Annotated in this window: 28 protein-coding genes; 21 read left to right on the top strand and 7 right to left on the bottom strand. The window is 69.6% G+C overall.

Features of this window, described 5'->3' with window-relative positions; all coding sequences use genetic code 11:
• The first annotated feature begins 167 nt into the window (after nt 1–167).
• The 10 genes from HOV91_RS05595 to HOV91_RS05555 all read left to right on the top strand — a co-directional run bounded on the left by HOV91_RS05595 (nt 168) and on the right by HOV91_RS05555 (nt 8,765).
• Nucleotides 168–1,568, top strand: coding sequence for a sensor histidine kinase (locus HOV91_RS05595; protein ID WP_246349847.1), 1,401 nt, complete (start codon nt 168–170; stop codon nt 1,566–1,568).
• The gene (locus HOV91_RS05590; RefSeq protein WP_174184359.1) at nt 1,565–1,981 is read left to right on the top strand and encodes a roadblock/LC7 domain-containing protein; all 417 of its coding nucleotides are present in this window, start codon (nt 1,565–1,567) and stop codon (nt 1,979–1,981) included. The genes HOV91_RS05595 and HOV91_RS05590 overlap by 4 nt, the downstream gene beginning before the upstream one ends.
• The gene (locus HOV91_RS05585; protein ID WP_174184358.1) at nt 1,978–2,343 is read left to right on the top strand and encodes a DUF742 domain-containing protein; all 366 of its coding nucleotides are present in this window, start codon (nt 1,978–1,980) and stop codon (nt 2,341–2,343) included. The genes HOV91_RS05590 and HOV91_RS05585 overlap by 4 nt, the downstream gene beginning before the upstream one ends.
• Nucleotides 2,324–2,968 (top strand): GTP-binding protein, encoded by a 645-nt coding sequence (locus HOV91_RS05580; protein ID WP_174184357.1) that lies wholly within the window; start codon nt 2,324–2,326, stop codon nt 2,966–2,968. Before HOV91_RS05585 ends, HOV91_RS05580 begins: the two co-directional genes overlap by 20 nt.
• Nucleotides 2,965–4,236 carry a cytochrome P450 family protein gene (locus HOV91_RS05575; protein ID WP_174184356.1) on the top strand — a complete coding sequence of 424 codons (1,272 nt, stop codon included), beginning with the start codon at nt 2,965–2,967 and terminating at the stop codon, nt 4,234–4,236. The genes HOV91_RS05580 and HOV91_RS05575 overlap by 4 nt, the downstream gene beginning before the upstream one ends.
• Nucleotides 4,233–5,468 carry a cytochrome P450 family protein gene (locus HOV91_RS05570; RefSeq protein WP_312884478.1) on the top strand — a complete coding sequence of 412 codons (1,236 nt, stop codon included), beginning with the start codon at nt 4,233–4,235 and terminating at the stop codon, nt 5,466–5,468. The genes HOV91_RS05575 and HOV91_RS05570 overlap by 4 nt, the downstream gene beginning before the upstream one ends.
• A 282-nt stretch (nt 5,469–5,750) precedes the next feature.
• A complete protein-coding gene (locus tag HOV91_RS40460) occupies nt 5,751–5,879 on the top strand; it encodes a hypothetical protein (RefSeq protein WP_281370833.1) in 129 nt (42 codons plus the stop codon).
• A gap of 124 nt (nt 5,880–6,003) precedes the next feature.
• Nucleotides 6,004–6,912: an alpha/beta fold hydrolase gene (locus HOV91_RS05565; RefSeq protein WP_174184355.1), complete on the top strand. Its 909-nt coding sequence runs from the start codon at nt 6,004–6,006 to the stop codon at nt 6,910–6,912.
• Between the two features lie 158 nt (nt 6,913–7,070).
• Entirely contained in the window at nt 7,071–7,919 is an 849-nt protein-coding gene (locus HOV91_RS05560; RefSeq protein WP_174184354.1) for a helix-turn-helix transcriptional regulator, read from the top strand.
• A 75-nt stretch (nt 7,920–7,994) separates the two neighbouring features.
• Nucleotides 7,995–8,765 (top strand): SDR family NAD(P)-dependent oxidoreductase, encoded by a 771-nt coding sequence (locus tag HOV91_RS05555; protein ID WP_174184353.1) that lies wholly within the window; start codon nt 7,995–7,997, stop codon nt 8,763–8,765.
• Here the strand turns inward: HOV91_RS05555 and HOV91_RS05550 are convergent.
• On the bottom strand, nt 8,762–9,760 hold the full coding sequence (locus HOV91_RS05550) for an NAD-dependent epimerase/dehydratase family protein (RefSeq protein WP_174184352.1): 999 nt from the start codon (nt 9,758–9,760) through the stop codon (nt 8,762–8,764). The genes HOV91_RS05555 and HOV91_RS05550 overlap by 4 nt on opposite strands.
• A 223-nt stretch (nt 9,761–9,983) precedes the next feature.
• On the opposite strand from HOV91_RS05550, the gene HOV91_RS05545 reads away from it, so the two are divergent.
• From HOV91_RS05545 to HOV91_RS05530, 4 genes are all read left to right on the top strand, one after another.
• Entirely contained in the window at nt 9,984–10,574 is a 591-nt protein-coding gene (locus tag HOV91_RS05545; protein ID WP_174184351.1) for a helix-turn-helix domain-containing protein, read from the top strand.
• Between the two features lie 60 nt (nt 10,575–10,634).
• The gene (locus tag HOV91_RS05540; RefSeq protein ID WP_174184350.1) at nt 10,635–11,033 is read left to right on the top strand and encodes an NUDIX hydrolase; all 399 of its coding nucleotides are present in this window, start codon (nt 10,635–10,637) and stop codon (nt 11,031–11,033) included.
• A 414-nt stretch (nt 11,034–11,447) separates the two neighbouring features.
• On the top strand, nt 11,448–11,831 hold the full coding sequence (locus HOV91_RS05535; protein WP_174184349.1) for an RNHCP domain-containing protein: 384 nt from the start codon (nt 11,448–11,450) through the stop codon (nt 11,829–11,831).
• Between the two features lie 8 nt (nt 11,832–11,839).
• On the top strand, nt 11,840–12,250 hold the full coding sequence (locus HOV91_RS05530; RefSeq protein WP_174184348.1) for an RNHCP domain-containing protein: 411 nt from the start codon (nt 11,840–11,842) through the stop codon (nt 12,248–12,250).
• A gap of 44 nt (nt 12,251–12,294) precedes the next feature.
• Here the strand turns inward: HOV91_RS05530 and HOV91_RS05525 are convergent, their stop codons facing one another.
• The 4 genes from HOV91_RS05525 to HOV91_RS05510 are packed head-to-tail and all read right to left on the bottom strand — an operon-like array spanning nt 12,295 to nt 17,482.
• Nucleotides 12,295–13,563 carry a cytochrome P450 gene (locus HOV91_RS05525; RefSeq protein ID WP_174184347.1) on the bottom strand — a complete coding sequence of 423 codons (1,269 nt, stop codon included), beginning with the start codon at nt 13,561–13,563 and terminating at the stop codon, nt 12,295–12,297.
• A gap of 57 nt (nt 13,564–13,620) precedes the next feature.
• Complete coding sequence (locus HOV91_RS05520) at nt 13,621–15,027, bottom strand: NAD(P)/FAD-dependent oxidoreductase (RefSeq protein ID WP_174184346.1); 1,407 nt, start codon at nt 15,025–15,027, stop codon at nt 13,621–13,623.
• Nucleotides 15,024–16,247, bottom strand: a complete 1,224-nt coding sequence (locus HOV91_RS05515) for a cytochrome P450 (RefSeq protein WP_174184345.1) — start codon at nt 16,245–16,247, stop codon at nt 15,024–15,026. Before HOV91_RS05515 ends, HOV91_RS05520 begins: the two co-directional genes overlap by 4 nt.
• Nucleotides 16,244–17,482, bottom strand: a complete 1,239-nt coding sequence (locus tag HOV91_RS05510) for a cytochrome P450 (RefSeq protein WP_174184344.1) — start codon at nt 17,480–17,482, stop codon at nt 16,244–16,246. Before HOV91_RS05510 ends, HOV91_RS05515 begins: the two co-directional genes overlap by 4 nt.
• A 269-nt stretch (nt 17,483–17,751) precedes the next feature.
• On the opposite strand from HOV91_RS05510, the gene HOV91_RS05505 reads away from it, so the two are divergent.
• The 6 genes from HOV91_RS05505 to HOV91_RS05480 are packed head-to-tail and all read left to right on the top strand — an operon-like array spanning nt 17,752 to nt 22,771.
• On the top strand, nt 17,752–19,446 hold the full coding sequence (locus tag HOV91_RS05505; RefSeq protein ID WP_174184367.1) for a fatty acyl-AMP ligase: 1,695 nt from the start codon (nt 17,752–17,754) through the stop codon (nt 19,444–19,446).
• Complete coding sequence (locus HOV91_RS05500) at nt 19,433–20,221, top strand: ferritin-like domain-containing protein (RefSeq protein ID WP_174184343.1); 789 nt, start codon at nt 19,433–19,435, stop codon at nt 20,219–20,221. The genes HOV91_RS05505 and HOV91_RS05500 overlap by 14 nt, the downstream gene beginning before the upstream one ends.
• A gap of 4 nt (nt 20,222–20,225) precedes the next feature.
• Complete coding sequence (locus HOV91_RS05495) at nt 20,226–20,804, top strand: PaaI family thioesterase (RefSeq protein ID WP_174184342.1); 579 nt, start codon at nt 20,226–20,228, stop codon at nt 20,802–20,804.
• Nucleotides 20,801–21,067, top strand: coding sequence for an acyl carrier protein (locus HOV91_RS05490; protein ID WP_174184341.1), 267 nt, complete (start codon nt 20,801–20,803; stop codon nt 21,065–21,067). The genes HOV91_RS05495 and HOV91_RS05490 overlap by 4 nt, the downstream gene beginning before the upstream one ends.
• Nucleotides 21,064–21,912, top strand: a complete 849-nt coding sequence (locus HOV91_RS05485; protein ID WP_174184340.1) for a class I SAM-dependent methyltransferase — start codon at nt 21,064–21,066, stop codon at nt 21,910–21,912. Before HOV91_RS05490 ends, HOV91_RS05485 begins: the two co-directional genes overlap by 4 nt.
• Nucleotides 21,913–21,928: 16 nt before the next feature.
• Nucleotides 21,929–22,771: an acyl-ACP desaturase gene (locus HOV91_RS05480; RefSeq protein WP_174184339.1), complete on the top strand. Its 843-nt coding sequence runs from the start codon at nt 21,929–21,931 to the stop codon at nt 22,769–22,771.
• A 60-nt stretch (nt 22,772–22,831) separates the two neighbouring features.
• Here HOV91_RS05480 and HOV91_RS05475 read toward each other — a convergent pair whose 3' ends face one another.
• Nucleotides 22,832–23,299: a PaaI family thioesterase gene (locus HOV91_RS05475; protein WP_174184338.1), complete on the bottom strand. Its 468-nt coding sequence runs from the start codon at nt 23,297–23,299 to the stop codon at nt 22,832–22,834.
• A gap of 642 nt (nt 23,300–23,941) precedes the next feature.
• Nucleotides 23,942–24,376 (bottom strand): hypothetical protein, encoded by a 435-nt coding sequence (locus HOV91_RS05470; protein ID WP_174184337.1) that lies wholly within the window; start codon nt 24,374–24,376, stop codon nt 23,942–23,944.
• Nucleotides 24,377–24,392: 16 nt separating this feature from the next.
• Here HOV91_RS05470 and HOV91_RS05465 point away from each other — a divergent pair, with 16 nt between their 5' ends.
• Nucleotides 24,393–24,920 (top strand): hypothetical protein, encoded by a 528-nt coding sequence (locus HOV91_RS05465; RefSeq protein WP_174184336.1) that lies wholly within the window; start codon nt 24,393–24,395, stop codon nt 24,918–24,920.
• The last annotated feature ends 98 nt before the right edge of the window (nt 24,921–25,018 follow it).

The raw sequence follows: 25,018 nt of genomic DNA, 5'->3' as shown, positions 1-25,018 counted from the left end.
CCCCCGTAATCCGCCCGAGTGGCGCCGCACCGCCCGTCCCGCTATGCTCGGGCCGCGAGATTTCGAAAATGCTTGTCGGTCTGCGTATTTGGGGTGAAAGTGCACGCAGAAGGGGGTCAGGGGAGGTCAATTCCCCGGCGGTGAGCGCGAGTGCGGAAGTACGAAACTTGTCAGAGTTGTTGAATCCGGCGGCGAGTGAGCTCGGCGAAGACGCGGTCCGGCGCTCGAAACCGCCGTACGTGACATTGTCGGCCTGCGTTATCGCGAGCGCGGCCATCGTGATCACGGCGGTGTACTACGCACCCGCCGAATTCCGGATTTCCCTCGCGGCGGGCGCCACCGCCGCCGCGATCGCCCTGTGCGCCGCGGTGACGACGGCGGTCCACTTCCACCGCGCGGCCCGGCATGCCCGCCGCGCGGCCGCCCAGGCCCGCGAGGACCGCGCGCTGGCCATCGCCGACGCGCACGCCGAGGTCACCGCCGCGCACGATACGGTCGCCGAACACACGGCGCGATCGAAGAGCAGCGAGAGCCGGCGCGCCGCCGCCATGGCCGCCTTCGCGGGCGCCGCGGGCCGCATGCAGGCGATGACCACCGGCATGCTCGCGGAACTGCGCGAGATGGAGCACCGGCACGGCGATCCCGCCGTGCTCGCCGACCTGCTGCAACTGGATCACCGCACCGCCCAGGCCGGGCGGCTCGCCGACAGCATCGCCGTGCTCAGCGGCGCGCGATCCGGCCGCAGGTGGGCCAAACCGATTGCCATGGAATCGATTCTGCGCGGCGCGATGGGCCGCGTGGCCGGCTACCAGCGGGTGCGGTTGCGGGCGATCGCCGATATCGCGATCTCCGGGCATGCCGCGGAAGGCGTCATGCACGCGCTGGCGGAGCTGATCGACAACGCCTGCAACTTCTCCCCGCCCACCACCGAGGTGCACGTCTACGCCGCCGAGGTTCCGGCGGGGGTCGTCATCACCATCGAGGACAGCGGGCTGGTGATGAGCGAGTCGGCGCTGCGCCGCGCCGAGGCGGCGGTGTCGACCACCGGAGCGGACGCCCGCGGTTCCGGACTGGACCTCTCGTCCCTGACCGGAACCCGGCTCGGCCTCGCCGTGGTGGGCAATCTCGCGCGCAAGCACGGCCTCACCGTCTCCTACCGGCCGTCGGCCATCGGCGGCACCGCCGTGGTCGTGGTGATTCCCCGGGATCTCACCACGCGCGCCGAGCGGCCGCAGCCGTCCACCATCACCGGCGCACTGCCCGTCGCGCGACCGCACGCGGGCGCCACCGCACCGCCGGAGCGGACGCCCGCCGAACCGGAGCCGGTGCGCTCCGGCACGGCGCGGCCGGACACCGCCGGACCGTCGCTGCCCAAGCGCCGCCGGGGCAGCACGCTGGCCGCCGTCCATCCCGAAGGGCTCGCCGCACCGGAACCTGCCACGCCGACGCCTCCCGCGGCGCGGCCGGATTCGCTCGGCGCGTTCCAGCGCGCGGTGGCCGGGCGCGCGACCGACAGTGCCGTCACCCCGTCCCCCGCCCCTTCCGTCTCCGTGGAGAACGAACGATGACAACCTCCGAGACCGCCCAGCTGAGCTGGCTTTTGGAGCAGCTGCTCACCCGCACACCGCGCACCAGGCACGCGCTGCTGCTGTCCAGCGACGGACTGAAGATCTGCCACACCCCCGAGCTCAGCGTGGACGGAGCCGACCAGCTCGCCGCCATCGCCGCGGGCATCCAGAGCCTCTCGCACGGCGCGTCGGTCGAATTCGGCGACGGCCGGGCGGGGGTGCGCCAGTCGATGACCGAGTTCTACGGCGGCATCCTGTTCATCGTGGAGGCCGGGCTCGGCGCGCATATCGCGGTGGTCGCCGCCGAGGACGCGGACGCCGGACTGGTCGGTCACAACATGCGTGAGCTGGTGGAACAGCTCGGCGAACACCTGGCGGCCGCGCCGCGCTTCCCGGGAGCGAGCGTGTCGTGACCAGGCCGGGCCGCGACGACGACCCCGATCGGCTCTACACGCTGACCGGGGGGCGCAGCAAGCCGGACTCCGACACGTTCGATCTGGTCACCCTGGTGGTCAGCGAATGCGCGCCCGCACCGGGCATGCAGTCCGAGCACGTGGCGATCCTCGATCTGTGCCGGGCCCCGACCGCCGTCGTGGAAATCGCCGCCGAACTGCGGATTCCGGTGGGTATCGCGACCATCCTGCTGTCGGACCTGCTGCACGCGGGCAAGATCACCGTCCGTCCGCCGCACGGCGGTGCGCCCGGCGGGCCATGGCATTCCCTGCCCGACACCACCACGCTCGAGAAGGTGCTCGTTGGACTTCGCAAACTCTGATCCGCGCCCCGCCCGCGCGGACGCGCCCCTGCACCAGGCGACAAGGCGGGGACTGAAGATCGTCATCGTCGGTGGTTTCGGCGTCGGCAAGACCACGCTGGTCCGCGCGGTCAGCGAGATCCGGCCGCTGGACACCGAGGCGATCATGACCGACGAGGGCCTCGACATCGACGACCCGAGCGGCGCCCCTGGCAAATCGACGACGACCGTCGCCTTCGACTTCGGGCGGATCACCATCGATGACGAGCACGTGCTGTACCTGTTCGGCGCGCCGGGGCAGGAGCGGTTCCGATTCCTCTGGGACCGGCTGTTCACCGGCGCGCTCGGCGCCATCGTGCTGGTCGACCCGCACCGGATAGCCGATTCCTGGTACGCCGTCGACCGGCTGGAACACCAGCAGACGCCGTTCATCGTCGCGTGCAACGACTTCGGCGGGGGCCACCGGCCCGGTGAGGTCCGCGACGCGCTCGACCTGGACCCGCACGTGCCGGTGATCGATTGCGACGCGCGCTCCCGTGAGTCCGGCAAGGGCGTGCTGATCACGCTGGTCGAGCACCTCCACTCCATCGCCGCGCCCATCGCGGCCCGGCGTCCCCTGTTCCCCACTCCGGAGACCGCGTCATGACCGTGCCCGCCCCGAGCTCCACCGACGGCTGCCCCGTCCACGCCGCCCCGGTCACCCTGAGCGGTCCGCGCTTTCACACCGACCCGCACCAGCTCTATCACGAGATGCGCCGCGAGCACGGCCCCGTGGTCGCCGTGGAGTTGCCCGGCGGCGTCCCGGCGTGGCTGGTCATCGGTTACCGCGAACTGCACCAGGTGACCAGCGATCCGGAGTTGTTCCCCCGCGATGTCGCCCGGTGGAACCAGTGGCCGAACATCCCGGCGGACTGGCCGCTGCTGCCGATGGTCGGGCAGCCGATGCCGTCGATCTATTTCACCGCGGGCGCGGAACATCGCAGGCATGTGGCGATGGTGGAACCAGCGCTGGAACTGGTCGACACGTTCGAACTGCGGCGCACCTGCGAGGACTTGGCCGACCGCCTGATCGACGCGTTCTGCGGGCGGGGCGAAGCGGAACTGGTCGCCGATTTCGCCGAACCGCTTCCGGTGCTGGCCCTGGCGCGAATCCTCGGTTTTCCCGACGGGGACGGGCCGCGGCTGGCGTGGACGATGAAGACGCTCGCCGACGGCGGCGCCGACGCCCAGGCCGCGCATCAGCAGTTCGCCGAGCACATGCAGCATCTGCTCGCGAGCAAGAAGGCGGCTCGGGGCGCCGACCTGGTGTCCTGGATGCTGGCGCGTCCCGGCACGTTCACCGACCAGGAATACGTCCTGGACCTGATGGCGATCACCGCCGCGGGGTACCTGCCCACGGCCGACTGGATCGGGAACTCGGTGCGGCTGATGCTCACCGACGACCGGTTCGCCGCCGCGCTCGGCGGCGGACGCCACAGCGTGGGCCAGGCGATGAACGAAGTGCTGTGGGAGGACACGCCGACCCAGATCCTCGCCGGGCGCTGGGCGGCCCGCGACACCCGGTTGGGCGACAAGGTCATCCGGGCCGGGGACATGCTGCTGCTCGGTTTGGCCGCGGCCAATGCCGATCCGCATGTGCGCCAACATGTTTCCGACGGCGCCGAACCGGCGCACACCGGCAACAGCGCGCACTTCGCCTTCAGCTATGGCGAGTACCGTTGCCCGTTTCCCGCACAGGAGATCGCCGAGGTCATCGCGCGCACCGGCATCGAGGTGCTGCTCGACCGGCTGCCCGACCTCGACCTGGCGGTACCCGCCCAGAACCTGGTCCGGCGACCGTCGGCCTTCCTGCGCGGCATGACATCCCTGCCTGTCCGCTTCACACCCGTTCGCGCCGTCGGAGGTACCCCGTGAGCACCGAATGCCCACACGCAGCATCCCTTGTCATCGATCCGATGGTCGGCGACCTGGGTGCGGAGACCAGCAGGCTGCGCGCCGCGGGTCCGCTCACCCGGATCGAACTGCTCGGCGTGCCCGCCTGGACCGTCACCCAGCACGCGCTGGCCAGGCAGTTGCTGGTCGACACCAGGCTGGTCAAGGACATCGGCGCCTGGTCGCTGTGGCAGTCCGGCGCGGTGACCAGGCAGTGGCCGCTGATCGGCATGGTCGACGCGGGCCGTTCCATGTTCACCGTCGACGGCGCCGAGCACCGCAGACTGCGGATCAAGACCACCCAGGCGTTGACCAAGCGCAGGCTCGACGCACTGCGCCCGGCGATCGAGCGGATGACCGCCGAACTGCTGGACGATCTCGCCGAGGCCGGACGCGACGGCGCGGTGGTCGACCTCAAGACGGTGTTCGCCTACCCGCTGCCGATGCGGGTCATCGGCGAGTTGATGGGCGTCGACCGGGCCGACCATGCGACGCTGCTCGGCTGGTACAAGGCGTTCTTCTCGCTGCTGACGCCGCAGGACGAGCGACTACGGGTGATCGATGAATTGGACGCCTATTTCACCGAACTGGTGCGCAAGAAGGCCGTCGACCCGACCGATGATCTGACCAGCGCCTTCCTCGTCGGCGGCGACGGCGTCGACCCGCTCACCGAAGAAGAAGTAGTTGGCAACCTGAAGGCGCTGGTGGCCGCCGGGCACGAGACGACGATCGGCCTCATCCTCAACGCCGTGCGCGCACTGCTGGGCCGCCCGGACCAGTTGAGCGCCATCCGCACCGGCGATCTCACCTGGGAAGCCGCGGTGGAGGAAACGCTGCGCTGGGACAGCCCGGTGACCCATTTGCTGATGCGGTTCGCCACCGAGGACATCGCCGTCGGCGACACGGTTATCGAGAAGGGCGAGGGAGTGGTCATGTCCTACCGTGCGATCGGGCGGGATTTCGCCGTGCACGGACCGGACGCCGACGATTTCGACGTCTCCCGCCCGACGGCCAACCGGCATTTGGCTTTCGGTTACGGCCCGCATATCTGCCCCGGTGCGGCGCTCGCCCGCTTGGAAGCGGGCATCGCGCTGCCCGCCCTCTTCGACCGCTTTCCCGACCTGCGCTTCGCCGTACCGGTCGAGGAAATCCGCAACCTGCCGGTGCTCACCCAGAACGACCTCGAAGCGTTCCCGGTACAGATCGGGAACTGACCCGACGCACCGGTTTGTTACCGCGGTCGGACGGAACTGTGCGCGTTCGACCGCATCGAGCTATTGCTCGCGCCCCAGCCAACTGTCGCGCGTGATAACCGGCAGGCCCGACGGGATGCTCTGCCACGGTTCCATTGCCGAGTTCGAGCACGCCCTGATATCCGAGCGCACCCTCGACGGGATGGTCGCCGCCCGCGCTCGCGGCCGCACAGGTGGGCAAAGACCGAAGCTCACCTCGCGTCAGGCGAAATCGCCCACGAGACCGGAACTGATGGGCGTCGGGTGAACACCGTCGAGCAGATTGCCGCCGAGTTCAGTGTTACCCGGTCCACGATCGACCGGGCACCTGGCGAAGTCGTCGAGCGCTTCCGCGTGGCCGAAGCGCGGTTTGTGCTGGGCAAACGCCGTTGAACCCGCCAAGGTGCGTGGAGCTTGAATGCGCTCTCGCCCACCACTTCATTATCTCATGAGCACCGTTTTCAACTACAACAGGTAACAGATTTCGGCCTATCCGGTGACCGCTAGTGTGCCCGGCATGCTGACTGGTGAGCAGAAGTTCGTTCGTTCCGGGCAGATCCGATTGTGGACCGAGCGTTTCGGTCATCCTGGTGACCCCACCGTTCTGTTGGTCATGGGTACATCTACTCAGGGCATCGGCTGGCCCGATGAGCTCGTGGAAGCTCTCGTGGACAGCGGCCGGCAGGTGATCCGGTTCGATCACCGTGACACCGGCCGTTCCGACTCCGTCGATTTCACAACGCATCCGTACGCGCTCGCCGACATGGCAGCCGACACGGCCGCTGTTCTGGACGGTCACGGCGTTACGGCCGCGCACATCGTCGGGACGTCGCTGGGCGCGGCGATCGGGCAGTGGCTTGCCGTGCATCAGGCGGCGCGTGTCCGCACGTTGACGGCAATGGCCTCCTCTCCGATGGGCAACAACCCCAGCACCGCGTGGGCGCGAGCAATGGCCGGTCAACCGGCTGCGGCCGACGAGCTCCCGCCTCCGACCGCACGGTTCCTCAGCCACGTGATGGACGCGGCGAAGGCGCCCCGCACGACGGCCCAACAACGCATAGACGCCGACGTACAGACCTGGCGCGTGCTCAACGGCGATGTTCTGCCCTTCGACGAGCCCGCCGCGCGGCGGTTCGTCGAACACTGCTACGCCCGGGCCGACAACATCGCCGCCGCCTCGAATCACGATCTCGCCGGACGCCGCTGGGACAACGACCGGCGGGCCTCCCTGTCCCGCATCACCGCTGCGACCTTGGTCTTGCACGGCAGCGACGACCCGCTGTTCCCCCGAGCCCACGGTGAAGCCCTCGCGGAGCAAATCCCGGCAGCACACCTGGAGATCATTCCAGGAATGGGCCACCACCCATTCTTCTCGCCCGGGCTCACCGAGCGGATCGCCGCCACGATCATCCGCCACACAACCTGATCCCGAGCCGCCCGCACCCGGGCCAAAGGGACTGTGGTTCAACTTGCGGACATAGCGGCATTTGCCCGCAACCTCCCGGCGCTCACTGACAACAACCGCGAAGCGTTCCCGGTGCGGCTCGGGAAGCCGACCCTGCGTACCGGTTGTTACCGTGGCCTATGGCCAGCGAAACCTCGGCGCTGCACCGGCGCGCCCAGCTCCGCGACTTCCTCCGCACCCGGAGGGCCCGGCTCACGCCGGAGGACATCGGCCTGCCGACGGTGGGACGGCGGCGCACGCCCGGCTTGCGGCGGGAGGAGGTCGCCATGCTCGCCGGGGTGGGCGTGTCCTGGTACACCTGGCTGGAGCAGGGACGTGACATCACCGTGTCGGCGGAGGTGCTCGACGCGATCGGTGCTGCGCTGCGCCTGTCCGGTCCGGAGCGGACCCACCTGTATCTGCTCGCCGGTCTCAACCCGCCGCCGTCGGGTGTGACGGGCGACGCCGAGATCACCCCGCAGCTGCGGCAATTGCTGGACGCGTGGGGGTCGCGGCCTGCGGTGCTGCGTGACCGCTGCTGGAATCTGCTCGAGGTCAACGACGCCGCGCGGACCGTCTTCGGGTTCACCGACGCCGACCACAACTGCCTGATCTCGTTCTTCACCAACGCCAGGTACCGCGGCATGCACGCGGAGTGGAGCGCGATCGCCCCCGCGGTCGTGGCCGCTTTCCGCGCGGACGCGGCGCACCACCCCGGCGATCCCGAGTTCGACCGGGTGATCGGCGAGCTCACCGCCGCGAGCAGGGAATTCGCCGAATTGTGGGCCCGCCACGATGTGGACGCCGCGGGCCAAGCCGTCAAGGCGGTGCGCCACCCCGAAGCAGGCGATCTGCTGTTCGACACGACCACCCTCGCGGTGGCCGACCATCCAGACTGGTTCCTGGTGCTCTACAACCCGCAACCCGGCACCGAGACCGCGCAGCGGGTGGACGGGCTGATGCGGATCAGGCTCGCCGCCCCGGCGTGACCGTAGCCTGGTGGTGCCACACCTAGGTCAACTGGACACTGTTCGGCGGTCGGGGCCTTCGGCACGCTGATTCCCATGACGCACAACATCTCCCGATTCGACGGTCAGGTCGCGCTGGTCACCGGCGGCTCGAGCGGTATGGGACTGGCCACCGCACGACGGTTGCTCACCGAAGGCGCGCAGGTGGTCATCACCGGCCGGGACAAGACCCGGCTCGACGCCGCGGTCGAGGAATTGAACGGTGACGACCGGGTGCTCGCGATACCGGGCGACGCGGGGCGCGTCGCCGACCTCGACGCACTCGTCGCCGCCATCCGCGACCGGCACGGACGCCTCGACGTCGTGTTCGCCAACGCCGGGGTCGCGTCGTTCCGGCCGCACGCCGAGATCTCCGAGGACGAGTTCGACCGCGTCGTGGACACGAACTTCAAAGGCGTGTTCTTCACCATCCAGAAAGCTCTGCCGCTGCTGTCGGAGCACGCGGCGATCGTCATCAACGCCTCGTGGACGCTGCACCGTGGCCTGCCCGGAGGCACCTTGTACGCGGCCACCAAAGCGGCCGTGCACAATCTGGCCCGCACGCTCGCGGCGGAGCTGGGGCCGAGGGGGATTCGGGTCAATTCCGTGAGCCCCGGATACATCGAGACCCCGATGTTCCACGACAACGTCAGCCCCGAGGCGCACGCCGCCGTGCTCGCCGAAGTGGCGAGCCGCCGGTTGGGCACCGCCGAGGACGTCGCCGACGCCGTCGCGTTCCTCGCCTCCGCCGAGGCGTCCTATGTCAATGGGCAGGATCTCGTCATCGACGGCGGCCTGGTCGCGGCCATCTCCCGGGAGATGATCTAGGCGCCCGTCGTGGCCGGGCTCGCGCGGCGCACGGATGCGACGATGGCTTCCCGGATGGGCCGCCAGCGCAGATCCAGCTCGGCCAGGGTCCGGGAGTCGTCGGTCGGGGTGGCGGTGGTCAGCAACCACGCGGCCTCGTAGCTGAGCCCGGCGCTGATCGGCAGGAACCGGGCGGCGGCATCGGTGAGCCGTCCGAGTCCGAGCAGCGCGGCCTTCGGCACGGGAATCCGGCGGATCCGCTGTCCGGCAGCGCTTTCCAGCATGTCCACGATCTCGTCGAATGCCACCATGTGCCCGCCGCACAGATAGCGCCTCGGCCCAAGGCCGGGGCGCATGACAGCGGCGTGCACGGCGGCGACGTCCCGCACGTCGATCATCTGCATACCGCCGCGCATCCGGGGGGCGATCCCGGCGCGCAGTATCGCGCCCCAGCCGTCGGAGGTGATCCCGGCCTGCGGGCCGAGACCAGGGCCGACAACGCTCGAGGGATAAGTGATGACGACCGGAGCGCCCGTGGCCTGCAACGCCCGCGCGATCCGATCGGCGGCCGACTTGGTGCGGCCGTAGGCGCTGCGGCCGGGCGCGGTGGGACTGTCGGGGGTGATGACCGGGTCGGGACTGGGAAAGAGCGCGCTGTAACTGGCGACGTGGACGATCGGGTCCAACCCGAGCGCCGTCGCGCGGGCGAGCACGGTGGCCGTCGCGTCGACGTTGACCTCCCACATCAGCTGTTCGCGCCGATTGTCGGTGCCGACCACCCCCGCCGCGTGCAGGACGGCGTCGCATCCGTCGAGCAGCGCCTCGACCGTCTTCGGGTCCCGGATGTCGCCCGGCAGCACCGCGAGCGCGTCGGGCGACGAGTCGAACATGGCGACGACCGCCGAGACCGATTCGCTCGGATGGACCAGCAGGACGACCTGATGCCCGGCCCGCAACAAGGCGGAGACGGTATGCGCACCGAGGTAGCCGGTGCCGCCGGTGACCGCGATTCGCATACCGGCTACCCCGCGTCGCTTCCGACCGAGGGCGTGCGCGCGTCCACTGCCCGCGCCGCCCTGCCGAAACAGGCCGGTAGGTGTCCGCCCATGTCCACTCCCTCTTCAACCACGTCCGGCCCGCCGAGACCGCGCACGCCACGCGCCGCGACAATGACCGGATACCGGAAGCACCGGCACAAATTCGATGCCAGTGGCATCGTAATAGACGGCAGGGAGCGGCATGGGCGAAACGGCGCAGGACCCGCGGGCCCGGAGTGTGGGCAGGCCGCGGGACGAGTCGGTCGAGCAGCGGGTGCTCGCCACCGTGCGCGAGATGCTGCTCGACGTCGGATGGGACGAGTTGAGCGTCCGCGCGGTGGCGGCACGCGCGGGCGTCGGCCGGGCGTCCATCAGCCGCCGGTGGCGATCGAAGGCCGAATTGGTCCTGCACGCCGTGCTGGGCGAAACCCCCGACCTGGGCCCGTTCGAGGGCGCCGACCAGGCCGGCTGGCTCGACTGGGTGCTGCGCGGCAGCCGGGAGCTGTTCGCGCGCGGGGAGGTTCGCGCCGCGGTTCCGGGTTTGCTGACCGCCCTCGACCGTGACCCGCAGTTGCGCCACGGGCTGTGGTCCGGTTTCAGCACCCCGGCCGCCGCGCTGTTCGCCGCGGGCGAACCCGAATCCCGCGCGGAGTCCGAATTGGACGCCCGCGCCGTGATCGCGCTGGCCGCCGGTGCGGCATTGTTCTTGGAGTTCGTCGCCGAGGGCGCGGAGACCGCGTTGATCCACCGGCGCATCGGCGAACTCCTGCACCGTGCCCTGCTCGATCGCTGAGCGGCCGAAGCTTCGAAATCCGGTTGCCGTCGCACGCGCGCCGCTCAGTACAGTGGGCCGGTGATCCGCACCGCCGCGCTGGCCCATGTCCGGGATCGTCGCCTGCTACAGGCGCGCTCGGTGGGCAAGGATGTCTTCTACATGGCAGGCGGCAAGATCGATCCCGGTGAGACGCCCGAGGCGGCGCTGCATCGCGAGGTGCGCGAGGAACTCGGTGTGGGCGTCGTCTCCTTCGACGAACTCGGGGTGTTCCAGACCGAGGCGTACGGGCACTCCCCCGGCACCCGGCTGCACATGACCTGCTTCACCGCCGAACTCGACGGCGACCCGCGGCCCACCAGCGAGATCGCCGAACTCCGCTACTTCACCGTGCGCGAGTACGCCGCCATGGACCACGTGGCGCCCGGCTCGATGCTGGTCTTCCGCAAGCTGCACGAACTCGGCGTGATCGACTGGTAGTTCACGAGAACACTCGGCCCGCGTCGCATTGTCGTCGGCGGGACCTCACCGGTTCGCGCGAAGATACTTCTGGCGATGACACGTATTCCGCCACCGCCGACCCTGGGCGCGGCACGGCGCGGCAACCTCGCGATCGAATCGGGTTCCTTCTGCCGCGCCCGTCCTGCGCGCACCGAAAATCAGTAGTCGCACGGCAGCGTGCGGCGGTACGGTGACGCGACTTCGGCGGCCGATGGTCGACCGAACACGAGAGGAGTGGTTTATGTCCCGGCGAGCGCCGAGCGCGCCGCACCGTGTGCATTCGAACGACCCGTTCGGTCACGCCTGACCAAGCCGTATACGCCGTCGGCACCGTCGAGGCGCGCTCGGTCTTCTCCTGCTGCACCATTTTCCCGCTCAGTGAGGAGTACCCGGGTGTCGAGCAACACCTCTTCGTCTCATCGCGGTCCCAGCCCGTCGCTGCGGACCGACACCTTCACCTGCGTTCGCTGCGGGCTCGTCGTCACGACGCTCGCGCCCGACAGCAGCAGGCGCAACCACTGCCCGAGCTGCTTGCATTCGCGGCACACCCGCGACCAGGTCGAAGGCGGCCCGTCCGATTGCGGGGCCCGCATGGCTCCGCTCTCGATCGCTGTGCTGCGCACCGGTGAATGGGCCGTGGTACACCGGTGCACCGGTTGCCACGAGCTGGCGCTGCACCCGGTGTGCGGCGACGACAATCAGCTGATCTTGATGCGGATGGCCGTCCGGCCGCTGGCCGAGCCACCGTTCCCGCTCGAAGTGTTCGGAGATCTGTGAGGCGCGTCATGCCACGAAGGAAACCTGTGCCGCGCCGCCCGCAACGTCCCAAGCACGTATTGCACGGTCGCGGTGGCGAATCCGGCGACTTGTTCCGCTGCGTCGGCTGCCGCAGGGAGATCCCTGTGCTCGCGCCGGGCACGGCGCACCGCAACCACTGCCCGCATTGTCTGACCAGCAGGCATGTCGATCGGCGCGTGCCGGGTGACCGCGCCGACTCGTGCGGCGGGCGGATGGCGGCGGTGAGCATGTCGTCGCGGGAAGACGGTGAATGGCTGCTGGTGCACCAGTGCGTGACCTGCGGCCGGGTGCGGGCGAACCGCATCGCGGGCGACGACGACGCGGTAGCGCTGATCCGGATCGCGTTGCGGCCGCTGTCGGATCCACGGCTGGGCCGGCGGGCGCTGCTGTCGCTGTGACCGACGCCCTCGGACCGAGCCCCGCTCGGTCCGAGGGCGCGGGCTCACACGGCGGTGAACCGAGTGGGCAGTGCTTCCAAACCGCGGATCACGACATTCGGCTTGTACGGCGGTGTGTCCGTGAGCAATTCGATGTCGCGGACCTTCCGCAGCAGCACCTCCAGCAGAACTTCCATCTCCAGCAGTGCCAGCGGCGCACCGAGGCAGTAGTGGATGCCGAGACTGAAGCCGAGGTGCTTCTTGGCCGGGTTCATCGGATCGGCGTATCGGGCCACGTCGATGCGATCGGGATCGGCGTAGGCCGCGTCGTCGCGGTTGGCCGAGTTGATCAGCACCACCACGCCCTCGCCCGGCTCGAAGTCGTGACCGGCCAGTGTGATCGGGCGGGTCGCGGCGCGCGTGGTGATCTGCACCGAGGGCTCCAAGCGCAGGAGTTCGTCGGGCGCCGAGGTCACCAGTTCGGGGCGCTTACGCAGGGTGTCGATCGCCTCGTGGTTGCGCATCAACTGCAGCATGCCGGTGCCGATCAGGTTGGCCGTCGTCTCGTGCCCGGCGACGAACGTGGTGATGCAGGTGGCCAGCAACTCCTGCTCGGTGAGCACGTCACCGCGGTCCTCGACCTGGGACAGCGCACTGAGCAGGTCGTCCTTCGGGTCGCGGCGGCGCTCGTTCAGCAACTGCCGGAAGTAGCCCATGAAACCGCGCGAGGCGGCGCTGCGGGCCTTCAGCGACTCCTCGGGCAGCGTGTAGTCGTGGTCGAAGCCGCGCGCCAGATCCTGCGACCACTGGTGCACCTGGTCGTAGGCGTCCGACGGCACGCCGATCAGCTCGCACGCGATGATCAGCGGCAGCGGGTAGGCGATCATCTCGACGAGGTCGAATTCGCCTGCCTCGAGGGCTTTGTCGACCAGTTGCTCGGTGAGTTCCAGAATCCGCGGACGCAGCCTGGTCACCATGCGCGGGGTGAAGCCCTTGGTCACCAAGTTGCGCAGCCGGGTGTGGTCCGGCGGCTCCATCCACAGGAACGAAGTGGGCAGTTCCTCGGGCGCGTCCTCCGGCGACACGGTGGGATGCATCATCGCCGCCTCTTCCGCGTGGCTCCACGCGGTGGTCGACAGGACGGCGGCGCAGTCGTCGTAGCGGGTGAGCACGTAGTGGCCCAGTGGGGTCTGGTGCAGTCTGCCCGCCTCGCGCAGCACCCGGGCGGGGGTGTAGGGATCTGGCCTTCCTTCGGGTCCGAAGAGCTGGACCAGGGCGGTCTGGACGGCAGAATCCTGTTCCGCGACAGCCGTACCCGTGGTTGACGAATCCATGTCGAGTGGTCCCTCCTGTACGGAGCACCTGATCGATGCTGCCGGTCGTGCGAAAGGTCAGTGATCGGATCGGATGTGGTGGCGCGGGTCCGGCGGCGCTGCCGGACCCGGCGCCCGAACGGCTTCGGGACTGGTGGAGTGCCTGCCGGGTGTACCGCTGCGCGAGCGGCCGGGCAGCAGAACGCGTCGCGCCATCGCCGGGTGCAGCAGTGCCGTCGGCGGTTCGACCAGGTTCGCCACCCGCAAGAAGGTCCGCGACACCTGCGGGTCGACGTGCGCGGCGCGATGCACGCGGGCGACGTAGGCGTTGGTGAGGCGCGTGCGCACCGTCCGCGGCCCGGCCACGCCGGGATGAGCGAGATCCGCTCCGGCAGAAAGCTGCCAGGCGACGTCGAGCGCCTTGTCCGCCGCCGTGTAGAACCGGGCGGGCAGATCCGGCGTCGCCGCGCCGTCGCGCAGACAGGAACGCAGCGCGACCGCCTGCTGTGCGGCGACCGCCATGCCCTGGGCGTAGAGCGGGTTGAAGCTGCACAGCGCGTCACCGAGCAGCAGGAATCCCCCCGGTATCGCCGAACGATGGCGGTAACGCCTGCGCACCGGAGCGCGGAACCGGTGCGGCACCGCGTCACCGAGCGGTTCGGATCGCGTGATCAACTCGAGGATGTCCGGCGCGGCCAGTGAGGCGGCGAAGCTCGTGAAGCCGTCCGGGTCGGTGGGCGGATGGTCGCCGAGGATCCCGGCCAGGGTGACGTGCCAGCGGTCGCCTTCCACCCGGATCGCGCCGCCGCCGCGCCCATTGGCGCCGGTCGAGATGATCACCGACGACTGCCCGTCGAGCTGGCCTTCGATCCGGCGGTAGAACCGCGAAGCGTAGCCGAGGTCGACCTCGAGCCGCTGCTCCTCCGGCGGCTCGGCGCCGAGCGCGGTGAGCCACACCGCGGCGCGGGAGCCGCGGCCGGTCGCGTCGATCACGAGGTCGGTGGCGTGCGTCTCGACGCCCGAGTCACCGGACACCGACACCGCGCGCACCCCACGCGCGTCACCGACCAGCCCGCGCGCGGTGCCCGCCACCAGCCGCACCCCGGGCAACGCCGAGGTGCGTTCGCGCAACACCGATTCCAGTAGCGGACGAGTCGCGATCAGGGACGTGAGCCCGGTCGAGGCAGGCGCGGCCCGCAACCCTCCCACATACCATCTGGTGCCGACCAGGGCTTCGGCCCGGGTGGCGCCGCGGGCGGTCATCTCGTCGGTGAATCCGGGGAACAGTTCCTCGATGATGGTGCGGCCACGATCCAGCAGCCCGTGCAGGTGCCGCGCTTGCGGCACGCCCTTGCGCATGCCCTCGGTGTCGAAGCCGTCGCGCTCGAACACCGTCACCCGGTCGAAATGATCGGCCGCTACCCGGGCCGCCAGCAGTCCGGCGATGCCCGCGCCGAGCACGACCGCGTGCCGTGTCCCGCTCACAACGTCACCGGCAGCGACACGATGCCGCGATGGATCAAGCTCGGCCGGTACTCGATCGCGTCGCTGGCCGGCGCGAGCTTCGGAGCGCGGGCCAGCAGCGCGCCGATCGCGGCCTCGGCCTCGATCCGCGCCAGCGGCGCGCCCACGCAATAGTGGATGCCGAGGCTGAAACCGAGATGTTTTCGCGCCGGGTGATTTCCGGCGTAACGAGTGACGTCGAAGCTGTCCGCGTGCGGGTACACCCGGTCGTCCCGGCTGGCCGACGCCGTGAGCACCACGACCCCGTCGCCACGCCGGAACCGGTGCTCGCCGACTGTGGTGTCGGCCAGGGCGACGCGAATGGTGAATTGCGTGGGCGCGTCGTAGCGGAGCATTTCGTCGAGCGCGGGCGCGATCAACTCGGGGTTGTCCCGCAGCAGGGCGAGCTGGTCGGGGTTGCGCAGCAGCGCCAGCATGCCGTTGCCGATCAGGTTGATCGAGGTCTCCATGCCCGCCACCAGGGTGAGCAGGGCCATGCCGATCACCTCGGGCTCGGTCAGCTGGTCGCTGTCGGCGCTCGCGGCCACCAGAGCGCTCAGCAGATCCGGCGTCGGGTGCTGCTTCTTCTGCTGGACCAGCCGGGCGAAGTACCCCATGCACTCCATGGCCGCCGCGGTGCGGGCGCTGACGTCCTCCGGCCCGAGCAGCGAGTCGGGGTCGCTGCCCCGCGCGATGGCCAGCTGCCACTCCCGGAACTTCGCCGCGTCGGCCGGGTCGGCGCCGAGCAGCCGCACCGGCACCATCGCCACCGCCAGCGGCACCGCCAAACCGTCGAGCACGTCGAGTTCGCCCCGTTCGAGGGCCGCGTCCACGATCTCCCGCACGACCTGTCCGGCGACCGGGGCCATCTCGGCCATCAGCCGCGGGGTGAACGCCTTCGCGACCAGCTTGCGGTAGCGGCCGTGCTCGGGCGGATCCATCCGGACGAACGAACCGGGGATGGCGGCGGTGGTGTCGCGGAACGGGCTGATCCCGGCCGCGTAGCCGTGCCCCCAGTGGGCGCCGGTCAGGATCGCGGCGCACTCCTCGTATCGGGTGACCAACGTGACCGGCACGTCACCGAACGCGTACGGGAACAGCGCCGCCGCGTCGCGCACCCGCCGGTAGGCCGGATACGGGTCGGCGCGTGCGCTCGGATCGAAAGCATCGAAACTCACCTCGGCGGGCGAAACGGTGTTCATCGGGCCTCCATCCGGACACGCAGTTGCGACATGCCGCGCACGACCACGTTGGGCCGGTACGGCGGTTCCTCGAGCAGGGACAGCGAGGCGACTCGATCGGCGATCGCCCGCAGCACCGCGCGCATCTCCAGCCGGGCCAGCGGCGCGCCGAGGCAGTAGTGCAGGCCGAGCCCGAAGGACAAATGCCGCTCGGCTTTTCGCCCCCGCGCGTACCTGGCGATATCGAATTCGTCGGCGCGCGGGAAGGCCGCCGGGTCGCGGTTGGCCGACGCGAGCAGCACGATCACCGCCTCGCCCGGCGTGAAGGTCCGTCCGGAGACGGTGATCTCCTCGTGCGCGGTGCGCGTGGTCAGATGCACCGGGGCGTCGTAGCGCAGCACCTCGTCCACCGCGGGCTCGGACAGCTCGGGGAAGCTGCGCAACCGCTCGAACTGCTCCGGGTGGCGGATGAGCGCGAGCACCCCGTTGGCGATCAGGTTGACCGTGGTCTCGTGCCCGGCCACGACGAGGATCAGCAGCGTGCCGAGCAGTTCGGTGCGCGTGAGCCGGGCGCCCGCGTCGTCGGCCCGCACCAGTGCGGTGATCAAGTCGGCGCGCGGCGCGCGGCGGCGCTGTTCCACCAGGTCACCGAAGAATTCGAGGAACGCGTGCACCGCGTGGGTGCGCGCGTCGAGTTCCTGCCGGGACAGCAGCACGTCGGGGTCGAGGCCCCGCGCGATGCTCGCGGAGATCTCCCGGACGTGCTCGTGCGCCTCGGCGGGCACGCCGAGCAACTCGCACACCATGGTCAGCGGCAGCGGATACGCCAGCGCCTCGAGCACGTCCACGTCGCGCTCGGCGAGCATCTTCGCCATCGAGTCGTCGACCAACTGTTCGGCGCGCTCCCGCATGCCGCTGATGGTGCGCGCGGTGAACGCTTTGCTCACCAGCCCGCGCAAGCGGGTGTGCTCCGGCGGTTCCATCCAGAGGAACGAGCCGGGCAGTTCGACCTCGCTGGCGCCGTGCAGCAGATCCGGTTCCTCGGCGTGGCTCCAGCGCGGGTCCTGCATGATCGCCTGCGCCTCGTGGTGGCGGGTCACCAGGTGGGTGTCGTGCGGGCCGGGCACGAACGGGCCCGCCGCCCGCAGCACGGCGTAACTGCCATAGGGGTTGTGCCGCATATGCGGGGCGACGCTCTCGACGACCGCCAGTTGGACCGGGGTCGCTACCTCGACCGCGGAATGGTCGGAACTCACCGGCGACTCCTGAATAGAAATGGACGCGGCGCGGAAAAGGGCATACCATCCGCCGGATCGCTGCGGACAATTCCGGGACGCGAAAGAAATTTCTCGTCCATCGTGGTGCTCGCCACCGGCGCGGCGCGGCGGCGATTACCCGTTCCTATCGCCCCATAGCCGAAATACTTTATCGCGCAGAGCGATCGGCTGATCGTCCTTGTTTATCGCCGACGTCAATTCACAATGAGTTCAATGCACCGTCATAATTCACTGTTGTCGTGGCAGGCATGAATTCCGCGGAATCGGCCACCACCCTGCACGGCCGCCTCGCCGAGATCGCCGCGGCCCACCCCGCGGTGACCGCCACATTCCGGTCGGTGTCGCAAACAGTGGACTACGCCGAATTGCACCGGCTTTCGCTGGTAGCGGCGGCGGCGCTGGTCCGGCGCGGTGTGCGGCGCGGCGAAGCGGTCGGCATCCTCAGCCCGAACGCCCCAGAGTTCCTCACCTGCCTGTTCGGGGTGACCGCGGCGGGCGGCGCGGCCACTCCCCTGCCGCTGCCCGCCGGCGCGCGAGCGGCGAGCGGCTACCCGCAGAAACTGGCGGCCGTCATCGCGGCGGCGGGCATGCGCACCGTCGTGGTGTCGCACCGCTTCGCCGACCTGGCCGCGCTGCTGAGCGACGCACTGGACGTCGAGCTGGTGGACAGTGCCACGCTTCTCGAATCGGACCCGACGGCGACCGAGACCCTGCCCGCGCTCGGGCCCGACGACCTGGCCATCGTCCAGTTCACCTCGGGCAGTACCGCCACACCCAAGGGCGTTCGCCTCACCCACCGCAACGTGCTCAGCGGCTTGGCCGCGATCCGCGACGGCATCGAGTTGAGCCTGGACGATCAGGGCGGCTTCTGGCTTCCGCTGTTCCACGACATGGGCCTGTTCGGCACGCTTTCGGCCATTCTGCGCGGCATTCCCGCCCACGTGTGGTCCCCCATCGCGTTCGTCAAGGACCCGGCCCGCTGGCTCGCCGAATTCGCCGCCGCCGGGATCACCATCACCGCGATGCCCAATTTCGGCTACGAGGCGCTGCTGGCCGCCGTACCCGCCGACCGGGTGCGCGACTACGACCTGAGCCGCTGGCGGATCGCGTTCAACGGGTCGGAGCCGATCTCCCGGGACGTCGTCGCCGCGTTCTGCGAGCGTTTCGCGCCCGCCGGGTTCCGCCCGGCGACCATGTTCGGCGTCTACGGCATGGCCGAAGCGACCCTGGCGGTCACCTTCCCCCCGCTCGGCCGCGAGCCGGTCTTCGAGTGGGTCGATCGGGCCACACTGTCGGATGACGCGCTCGCACAACCCATTTCGCCCGACACACCGGGCGCGCGTCCGGTCGCCGCCGTGGGCACACCGGTAGCGCGGCTGCGGTTGCGCGTCGTCGCGCCCGACGGGAATCGTGACCTGCCCGACGGCCGAGTCGGCGAGATCCTCATCCAGGGCGACGCGGTCACCGACGGATACCTCACCGCCGACCCGTCGCGAGTGGCCGGGCTGTTCACCGACGGCTGGCTGCGCACCGGCGACCTCGGATATCTGCGCGACGGCGAACTCTTCGTCACCGGCCGGTGCAAGGACATGATCACCGTGCGCGGCGTCAACTACTACGCCCAGGATGTCGAGGCGACCGTGCGCGACCTCGACGGCGTGTACAAGGGCCGGTGCACGGCGGCGATCGACCCGGACGGCGCGGACGTGATCGCGCTGATCGCCGAATCCGAGCGCACCGGAGCCGACGCCGACGCGCTGAGCGAGGCGATCCGCGCGCGGATCGCCGCCGAACTCGGGCTGGCCGCGGTACGGGTCCACCTGGTCGCACCGCGCAGCATTCCCCGGACCAGCAGCGGCAAGCTCCAGCGGCTCGCCGCCCGCGACCTCATCACGCACGCCGATAATTCCGACCGAACTGGAGTCCTTCGTGCACAGCTATGACGTCTTCCGCCACTACGAGCGCCTGCATTGGAAGCTGGCCGACCTCGATCTCGACGCCGTCGACAAGTCCCTGGTCCGGCCCGAGTACATCACCCTGGCCAAGAGCGCGACGATGGGCGAGTCCAACGTCATCGCCGCGGTGCACGGATTCATGAACGAGTTCGTGGACGACTACGACTTCTCCACGTTCGCGGTGGTGTGGGGCTACCAGGAAGTGCAGCACCACTACGCGTTCCGGTCCTGGCTGGGCGCGCTCGGCGAGAGCGTGGACGACAAGGCCGTCGACTCGATGCGCGAGCCGTACGCGCCGGGCACCACCCCGTCGGCCACCCTGGCCACCAACATCATCTCCGAGCTCACCGTCAACCACATCTACCGGGCGGTGGCGAACTGGGTGGCCGAACCCGTGCTGAAGGGGTTGCTGCTCAACGCCAGCCGCGACGAGGCGGGCCACGCGCGCGAGTTCATCCACTACGCCACCGAGCGGCTGCGGCGGCGTCCCGAGGAGCTGCCCTCGGTGCTGGAGACCCTCTACGTGTACAGCTCCGAGGCCAAGATCAAGCACCCGGTCAGCACGTTCAAGGCCGGGATCAGCGAACTCGGCGAGCACGAGACCATCGACACCGGATTCGAGCTGTTCCTCGAGCAGGTCGCCGCCGAGGGTGAGCTGGACGTGCTGCACGACAAGGTTCGTCGCACCTTCGGCAACATGACCGGACTGGATCTGTCCAGCAACGCCAAGGTTCGCCGGGCCCTGGCCGACGCGATCGCCTAGCGCCATGAACCACGACAGCGCCCTCGGCCCGCCGGGAGAGCACACCGTGCACGGTGGGGTGGACACCGTGCGGGTCCCCTGGTCGGTGATCCCGGACTACCGCTGCTTCGGCTGCTCGCCACACAACGAGACCGGTCTGCGCCTGCGTTTCACCCCGCATCCGGACGGCTTGCAGGCTCGTTTCCGGCTCGGGCGGGAGTTCGAGTCCTATCCCGGCGTCGTGCACGGGGGTTTGATCGGCGTGATCTGCGACGAGGTGATGGGCAACCTCATCGTCCTGGCCCGCCACCACCCGGCGTTCACCGTCACGCAGCGCACCCGATTCCTCACTCCCCTGCTCGTCGGCCGCGAATATCACTGTGTCGCAACACTTTCAGGTGTCGAGCAGGATCGGCCGATCCGGGCGTCCGCGGAGATCCGCGACGCCGACGGCCTCGTGTGCGCCAGCTCCACCGCGGCCTACCAGCCGTTCGCGCTCGACGACGTGCGCCACCAGCTCGCCCTCGGCGACGACGAGGTCGCCGCGCTCTCCCACGCCCTGTCCACCGGCACCGCCCTCGCACCGAACGGAGTCCGATCATGACCACCACCCACACCGCCGACGACATCCTGCGCACGGTCACCGACATCGCCACCGCCGAGACCGGCATCCCGGCGGCCGAACTGCGCCCCGACCTGGATCTGCGCGGCATGGCCGGCGTCGACTCGGTGCGCGTGCTGCGCATGGTCGCCAAGATCGAACGCGCCTACGACATCGAACTCGAGGACCAGGACGTGTTCGGCCTGTCCTCGTTGAACGACGTCGTCACGGTGGTCGGCAAGGCACTGCGCGAGGCGGCGGCGTGACCGTCACCGACCAGCCGGTCACCGCCGACACCAACCAGCACTACGACCTCGACCCGGACATCTTCGGCCAGTTCCTCGACCCGCTGCGCAAGTACAGCTCGGCGCTCTACGAGTCCGACGCCGACACCCTCGAGCAGGCGCAGCGGCGCAAGCTGCGGTTCGTGGCGGACCGGCTCGGGATCACCGGCGGCGAACGCCTGCTGGACGTCGGCTGCGGGTGGGGCTCGCTGATCCTGTTCATGGCGGCGGAATACGGCTGCCACACCACGGGTGTCAGCCCGGCGCCGCGCCAGCACGAGTACATCGCCGAGCAGGCGCGCGCTCGCGGCGTCGCGGATCGGGTGCACACCCGGGTGGGTCATTTCGAGCGGCTGGAACTGCCGCCGCGCGGTTTCGACGCGGTGACGCTGCTCGGCTCGATCGTGCACATGCCCGATCTCGGCGCGATCTTCCGCCGGGCCCGCGCGGTGCTGCGTCGCGGCGGCACGCTGTACGTATCGGAGAGCTGCTTCCGCAACGCGTCCGCGCGCACGGCGTTCGACGCCAAGGACGGCACCGAGTTCGTGCGCGAGGACATCTTCGGATGGGGCGACCTGCGTCCGCTCTCGGACCTGGTGACCGCGGCCGAGGACGCGGGATTCTCCATCATCGCGGTGGACGACCTCACCGAGCACTACCGCCGCACCATCGACGATTGGATCGCCAACGTGGACGCCGCCGCCGAGCGCATCGACTCGCACGGGCCCGGTTTGGCCGCGCAATTGCGGCACTACCTGGAGATCGCGAACGCCGGATGGGGTTACACCACCAAGCATTACGCGCTGACCTGCCGGAACGCCCGCTGAGCGGGAGGAGCGAAAGATGAACATCGAATCGGCGCTGATTCCCGTGGACGAAGTCGTCGCGGCGGTGGACGGGTTCCTCGCGGCGTCACCCGCCACGCGGGCCTGGGACGTGGAGACGGCTGTCGACTGGTCCCGCGCCGACGCGGGCCGCCTCACCGAGGGCCAGCGGTCGGCGGTCCAGTTCGTCACCCTCATCGAGGACCACCTGCCCGGCTATTTCGACGTCTACCACCGCTACTTCCCGGTGGACGACACCGTGGACTTGGACGCGTTCATCCACAACCGGGAGCTCTACCACTTCACCGTGCGCTGGGCACTGGAGGAGGACACGCACGCCCGCGCGCTGACCCGCTACCAGGAGGCGTCCGGCATCGCCGAACGCGGCGCGCTGCGCACCGAGCTGGCGATCGAAGGGCAGAAACCGTTCGACCTGCCGTATCGGCACCCCGTGCAGTTCTTCGCCTACGCGCTGGTGCAGGAGAAGGCGACGCAGATGTACTACCAGCACCTGCGCGAGGTGGTGGCCGACCCGGTGCTCGGTGTGGTGCTGGCGCGGCTGTCGCGCGACGAGGCGCGGCATTTCAGTTTCATGGCCGACGTGGTCGGCCGCTACCTGCGGGTGCAGGGCGACGCCACCGTGGAGCCGATCCGCGAGGTGATCGCCACCTTCCGCATGCCACTGGCCGACACCATGCGCGGCTACTGGCGGTGGGCGCTGAAGATCGCCGACGTCGCCGCCTACGACCACACCGAGGCCTACGAGCACTTGGTGAAGGTGATCGACCGCGCGGTGGACGCCCGCAGCGATCGCCTGGACGAACTGGTGCGCTTTATCGACGAGTGCCGCCTGCTGGCGTGACCTCGAAAACCGAACGGCCCTGTCTCCCAGAGATCTCGGGGACAGGGCCGTTCGCGGCACTCAGTTCTCGGGCTGCAACACCAGGATCGTGGTCGAACCGTGCGCGATCAGCTTGCCGCCCGCGTCGGTGATCCGGCCCTCCGCCGTCGCGGTGCGCCGTCCGACGTGCACCGCGTTGGCCTCGCAGGTCAGCCGCGAGCCGTCCAGCGTCACCGACCGGATGAAGTTCAGCTTCAGCTCGAGCGTCGTGTAGGCCACGCCGTCGCCGAGTTTCGTGAAGACCGCGCTGCCCATCGCCGTGTCCATCAAGGTGGCCAGCACCCCGCCGTGCACGGTGAACATGGCGTTGATGGTGGCCGGGTTCGGGTCGAGGTAGTACCGGGTGTAGCCGTCGCCCGCCGTCTCCAGTCGAATGCCCAGAGACGCGCCGACGCCGAGGTTCTCGCGAAGCCCCCGCTCGAAAACCGTGGTCAGTTCGGTGACACGGGACGCCACGGTCCCGTTGGCGTGAGTGTCGATGCTGGTCATGGCTTTTCCTCCCTGGTGAACGTTGCCCCGCTATTCGATCAGCACCCGATGAACGCCAGCCGACCCGACCGGATTGCATATCGGAATTCGATCGGCTGATAGAACCGCCTCAGCCGAGTCGGCAGTCCGCGTCGGTGGCGGGCCGGAAACCGTCGTGCCAGATCCATATCGCCTCGTCATCTGGGGCCCGGCGACATGGGCGGGCGCGCCTTGCGCACGGCCCTCGAGTCGCCGGACTTCGACGTCGTCGGAGTGAAAGTGTTCAGCCCGCACAAGCACGGCAAGGACATCGGCGAACTGGTGGGTTTGCCACCGGTGGGCCGCGCGGCGACGACCTCCAAAGCGGAGATCCTCGCCCTGGACGCCGATTGCGTCATCCACGCGCCCACCACCCCGGCACTGGTGCATGGCGCCGACGACGTCATCGACCTGCTCGAATCGGGCAAGAACGTCGTCTCGGCCGCCTCCTACCACAATCCCTCGATGCCGACCTGGTTGTCCGCGTCGCGGTCACCCCTGGCAGTCCTGCGCACGGTGTCCGGCATGAAAGTCACCGGCGACGCCTTCGGCGCACAGCTGCGCAACGGGCTGGCGGCGCTGCGATGGGGTATGCGCGTCGTGGACTCGCCAGCCGCGCGACCGCTACGCCCCGGCCTGGAACGGCTGGCGGGTCTCGTGGTCGACCGCGTGATCCCGCGGCGCCAACTGGGCAGCCGGTTGCAGGCGGCCTGCCTGGCAGGCGGCGTCTCCCTGCACGGAACCGGGCTGCACCCGGGATTGATGGTCGAACAGGTGGTGCTGCGGCTGGCCGGATTGCTCGACGAGATCCGTGAGGTGCGGTTCCTGGAAGTCGGCGACCTCTCCTCCGCCCCCGACGGGATGTGGGGCGGACTGACCAGCCTCGGATTCGGCATGCCGCCGGCCGCTGTGGACTCCGATCACGCGATCGGCCTGATGCAGCACTTCTACTTCGACGCCGTGCTCGGCAACGTCGCTCACGCGTTGTACGGGGTCGGCCCGGAGGAGGTCCGAGTCGAACGGCACCTCTACCCGGTTCCGGCCCGCGTCCGAGGTCACCCGCGACATCCGCCGCATGGAACTCGTCGAGGAACTCGGCCTTCCCGGTACGGCGGTGTACCCCTGGACCACGATCGGCGACATCGGCATCGGGACCACGCAGACCGACACCGCGGCGGCCGCCGCTGCCGCCGTCGACGGGTACTACGTGGCCGGACTCCGCGTCCTGCGCGACGCCCTGTTTCCCCACGCGACCGGTACCTCCGCAAGCCCGGACAGCTCGGTCGAGGTGATCACCGGCGACACCGGGACCGTCGAAAAGGTGGTTGTCGAAAGGAATCTCGGCCCCGAGCTGAGCTACCGCTCCATCTGGACGAGCGACACTGCCGACCGAGTGCCCTTGCGCTACCAGCTCATCATGACTACCGCGACCGCGAAAGCCACGGCAACCGTCCAGTTCCGGTTCACCGACGGACTACATCCGGCAGACCACCTGACGGGTGTGAACGTGGTCGACGCGCTGCGCCCGATCCACGAGCACGGCCCCGGGATAGCCCACCGGGATCTCTCGATCACCCGCCTGATGCCCGACCCTCGGCTCTGAGTCCGAGCTCCTCGATCCACGGCCGGAGAGCCGTCCAGCGGAAACGGTCGTCGGCTCCGGACCGGGTGACGGCGACGCCGCGAAAACGGACAAAAACG

The sequence above is a fragment of the Nocardia barduliensis genome, from assembly GCF_013315795.1.
GTDB lineage: Bacteria > Actinomycetota > Actinomycetes > Mycobacteriales > Mycobacteriaceae > Nocardia > Nocardia barduliensis.
Note: the sequence above shows the minus strand (reverse complement) of the source record. Positions and strands in the feature narration are given on the sequence as shown.

Coding starts and splice junctions, on each gene's coding strand:
- HOV91_RS05590 (WP_174184359.1), top strand. CDS start 1,565: ATGACAACCTCCGAGACCGCCCAGCTGAGCTGGCTTTTGGAGCAGCTG.
- HOV91_RS05575 (WP_174184356.1), top strand. CDS start 2,965: ATGACCGTGCCCGCCCCGAGCTCCACCGACGGCTGCCCCGTCCACGCC.
- HOV91_RS05565 (WP_174184355.1), top strand. CDS start 6,004: ATGCTGACTGGTGAGCAGAAGTTCGTTCGTTCCGGGCAGATCCGATTG.
- HOV91_RS05560 (WP_174184354.1), top strand. CDS start 7,071: ATGGCCAGCGAAACCTCGGCGCTGCACCGGCGCGCCCAGCTCCGCGAC.
- HOV91_RS05555 (WP_174184353.1), top strand. CDS start 7,995: ATGACGCACAACATCTCCCGATTCGACGGTCAGGTCGCGCTGGTCACC.
- HOV91_RS05550 (WP_174184352.1), bottom strand. CDS start 9,760: ATGCGAATCGCGGTCACCGGCGGCACCGGCTACCTCGGTGCGCATACC.
- HOV91_RS05545 (WP_174184351.1), top strand. CDS start 9,984: ATGGGCGAAACGGCGCAGGACCCGCGGGCCCGGAGTGTGGGCAGGCCG.
- HOV91_RS05530 (WP_174184348.1), top strand. CDS start 11,840: ATGCCACGAAGGAAACCTGTGCCGCGCCGCCCGCAACGTCCCAAGCAC.
- HOV91_RS05525 (WP_174184347.1), bottom strand. CDS start 13,563: ATGGATTCGTCAACCACGGGTACGGCTGTCGCGGAACAGGATTCTGCC.
- HOV91_RS05515 (WP_174184345.1), bottom strand. CDS start 16,247: ATGAACACCGTTTCGCCCGCCGAGGTGAGTTTCGATGCTTTCGATCCG.
- HOV91_RS05505 (WP_174184367.1), top strand. CDS start 17,752: ATGAATTCCGCGGAATCGGCCACCACCCTGCACGGCCGCCTCGCCGAG.
- HOV91_RS05495 (WP_174184342.1), top strand. CDS start 20,226: ATGAACCACGACAGCGCCCTCGGCCCGCCGGGAGAGCACACCGTGCAC.
- HOV91_RS05490 (WP_174184341.1), top strand. CDS start 20,801: ATGACCACCACCCACACCGCCGACGACATCCTGCGCACGGTCACCGAC.
- HOV91_RS05480 (WP_174184339.1), top strand. CDS start 21,929: ATGAACATCGAATCGGCGCTGATTCCCGTGGACGAAGTCGTCGCGGCG.
- HOV91_RS05475 (WP_174184338.1), bottom strand. CDS start 23,299: ATGACCAGCATCGACACTCACGCCAACGGGACCGTGGCGTCCCGTGTC.
- HOV91_RS05465 (WP_174184336.1), top strand. CDS start 24,393: ATGGAACTCGTCGAGGAACTCGGCCTTCCCGGTACGGCGGTGTACCCC.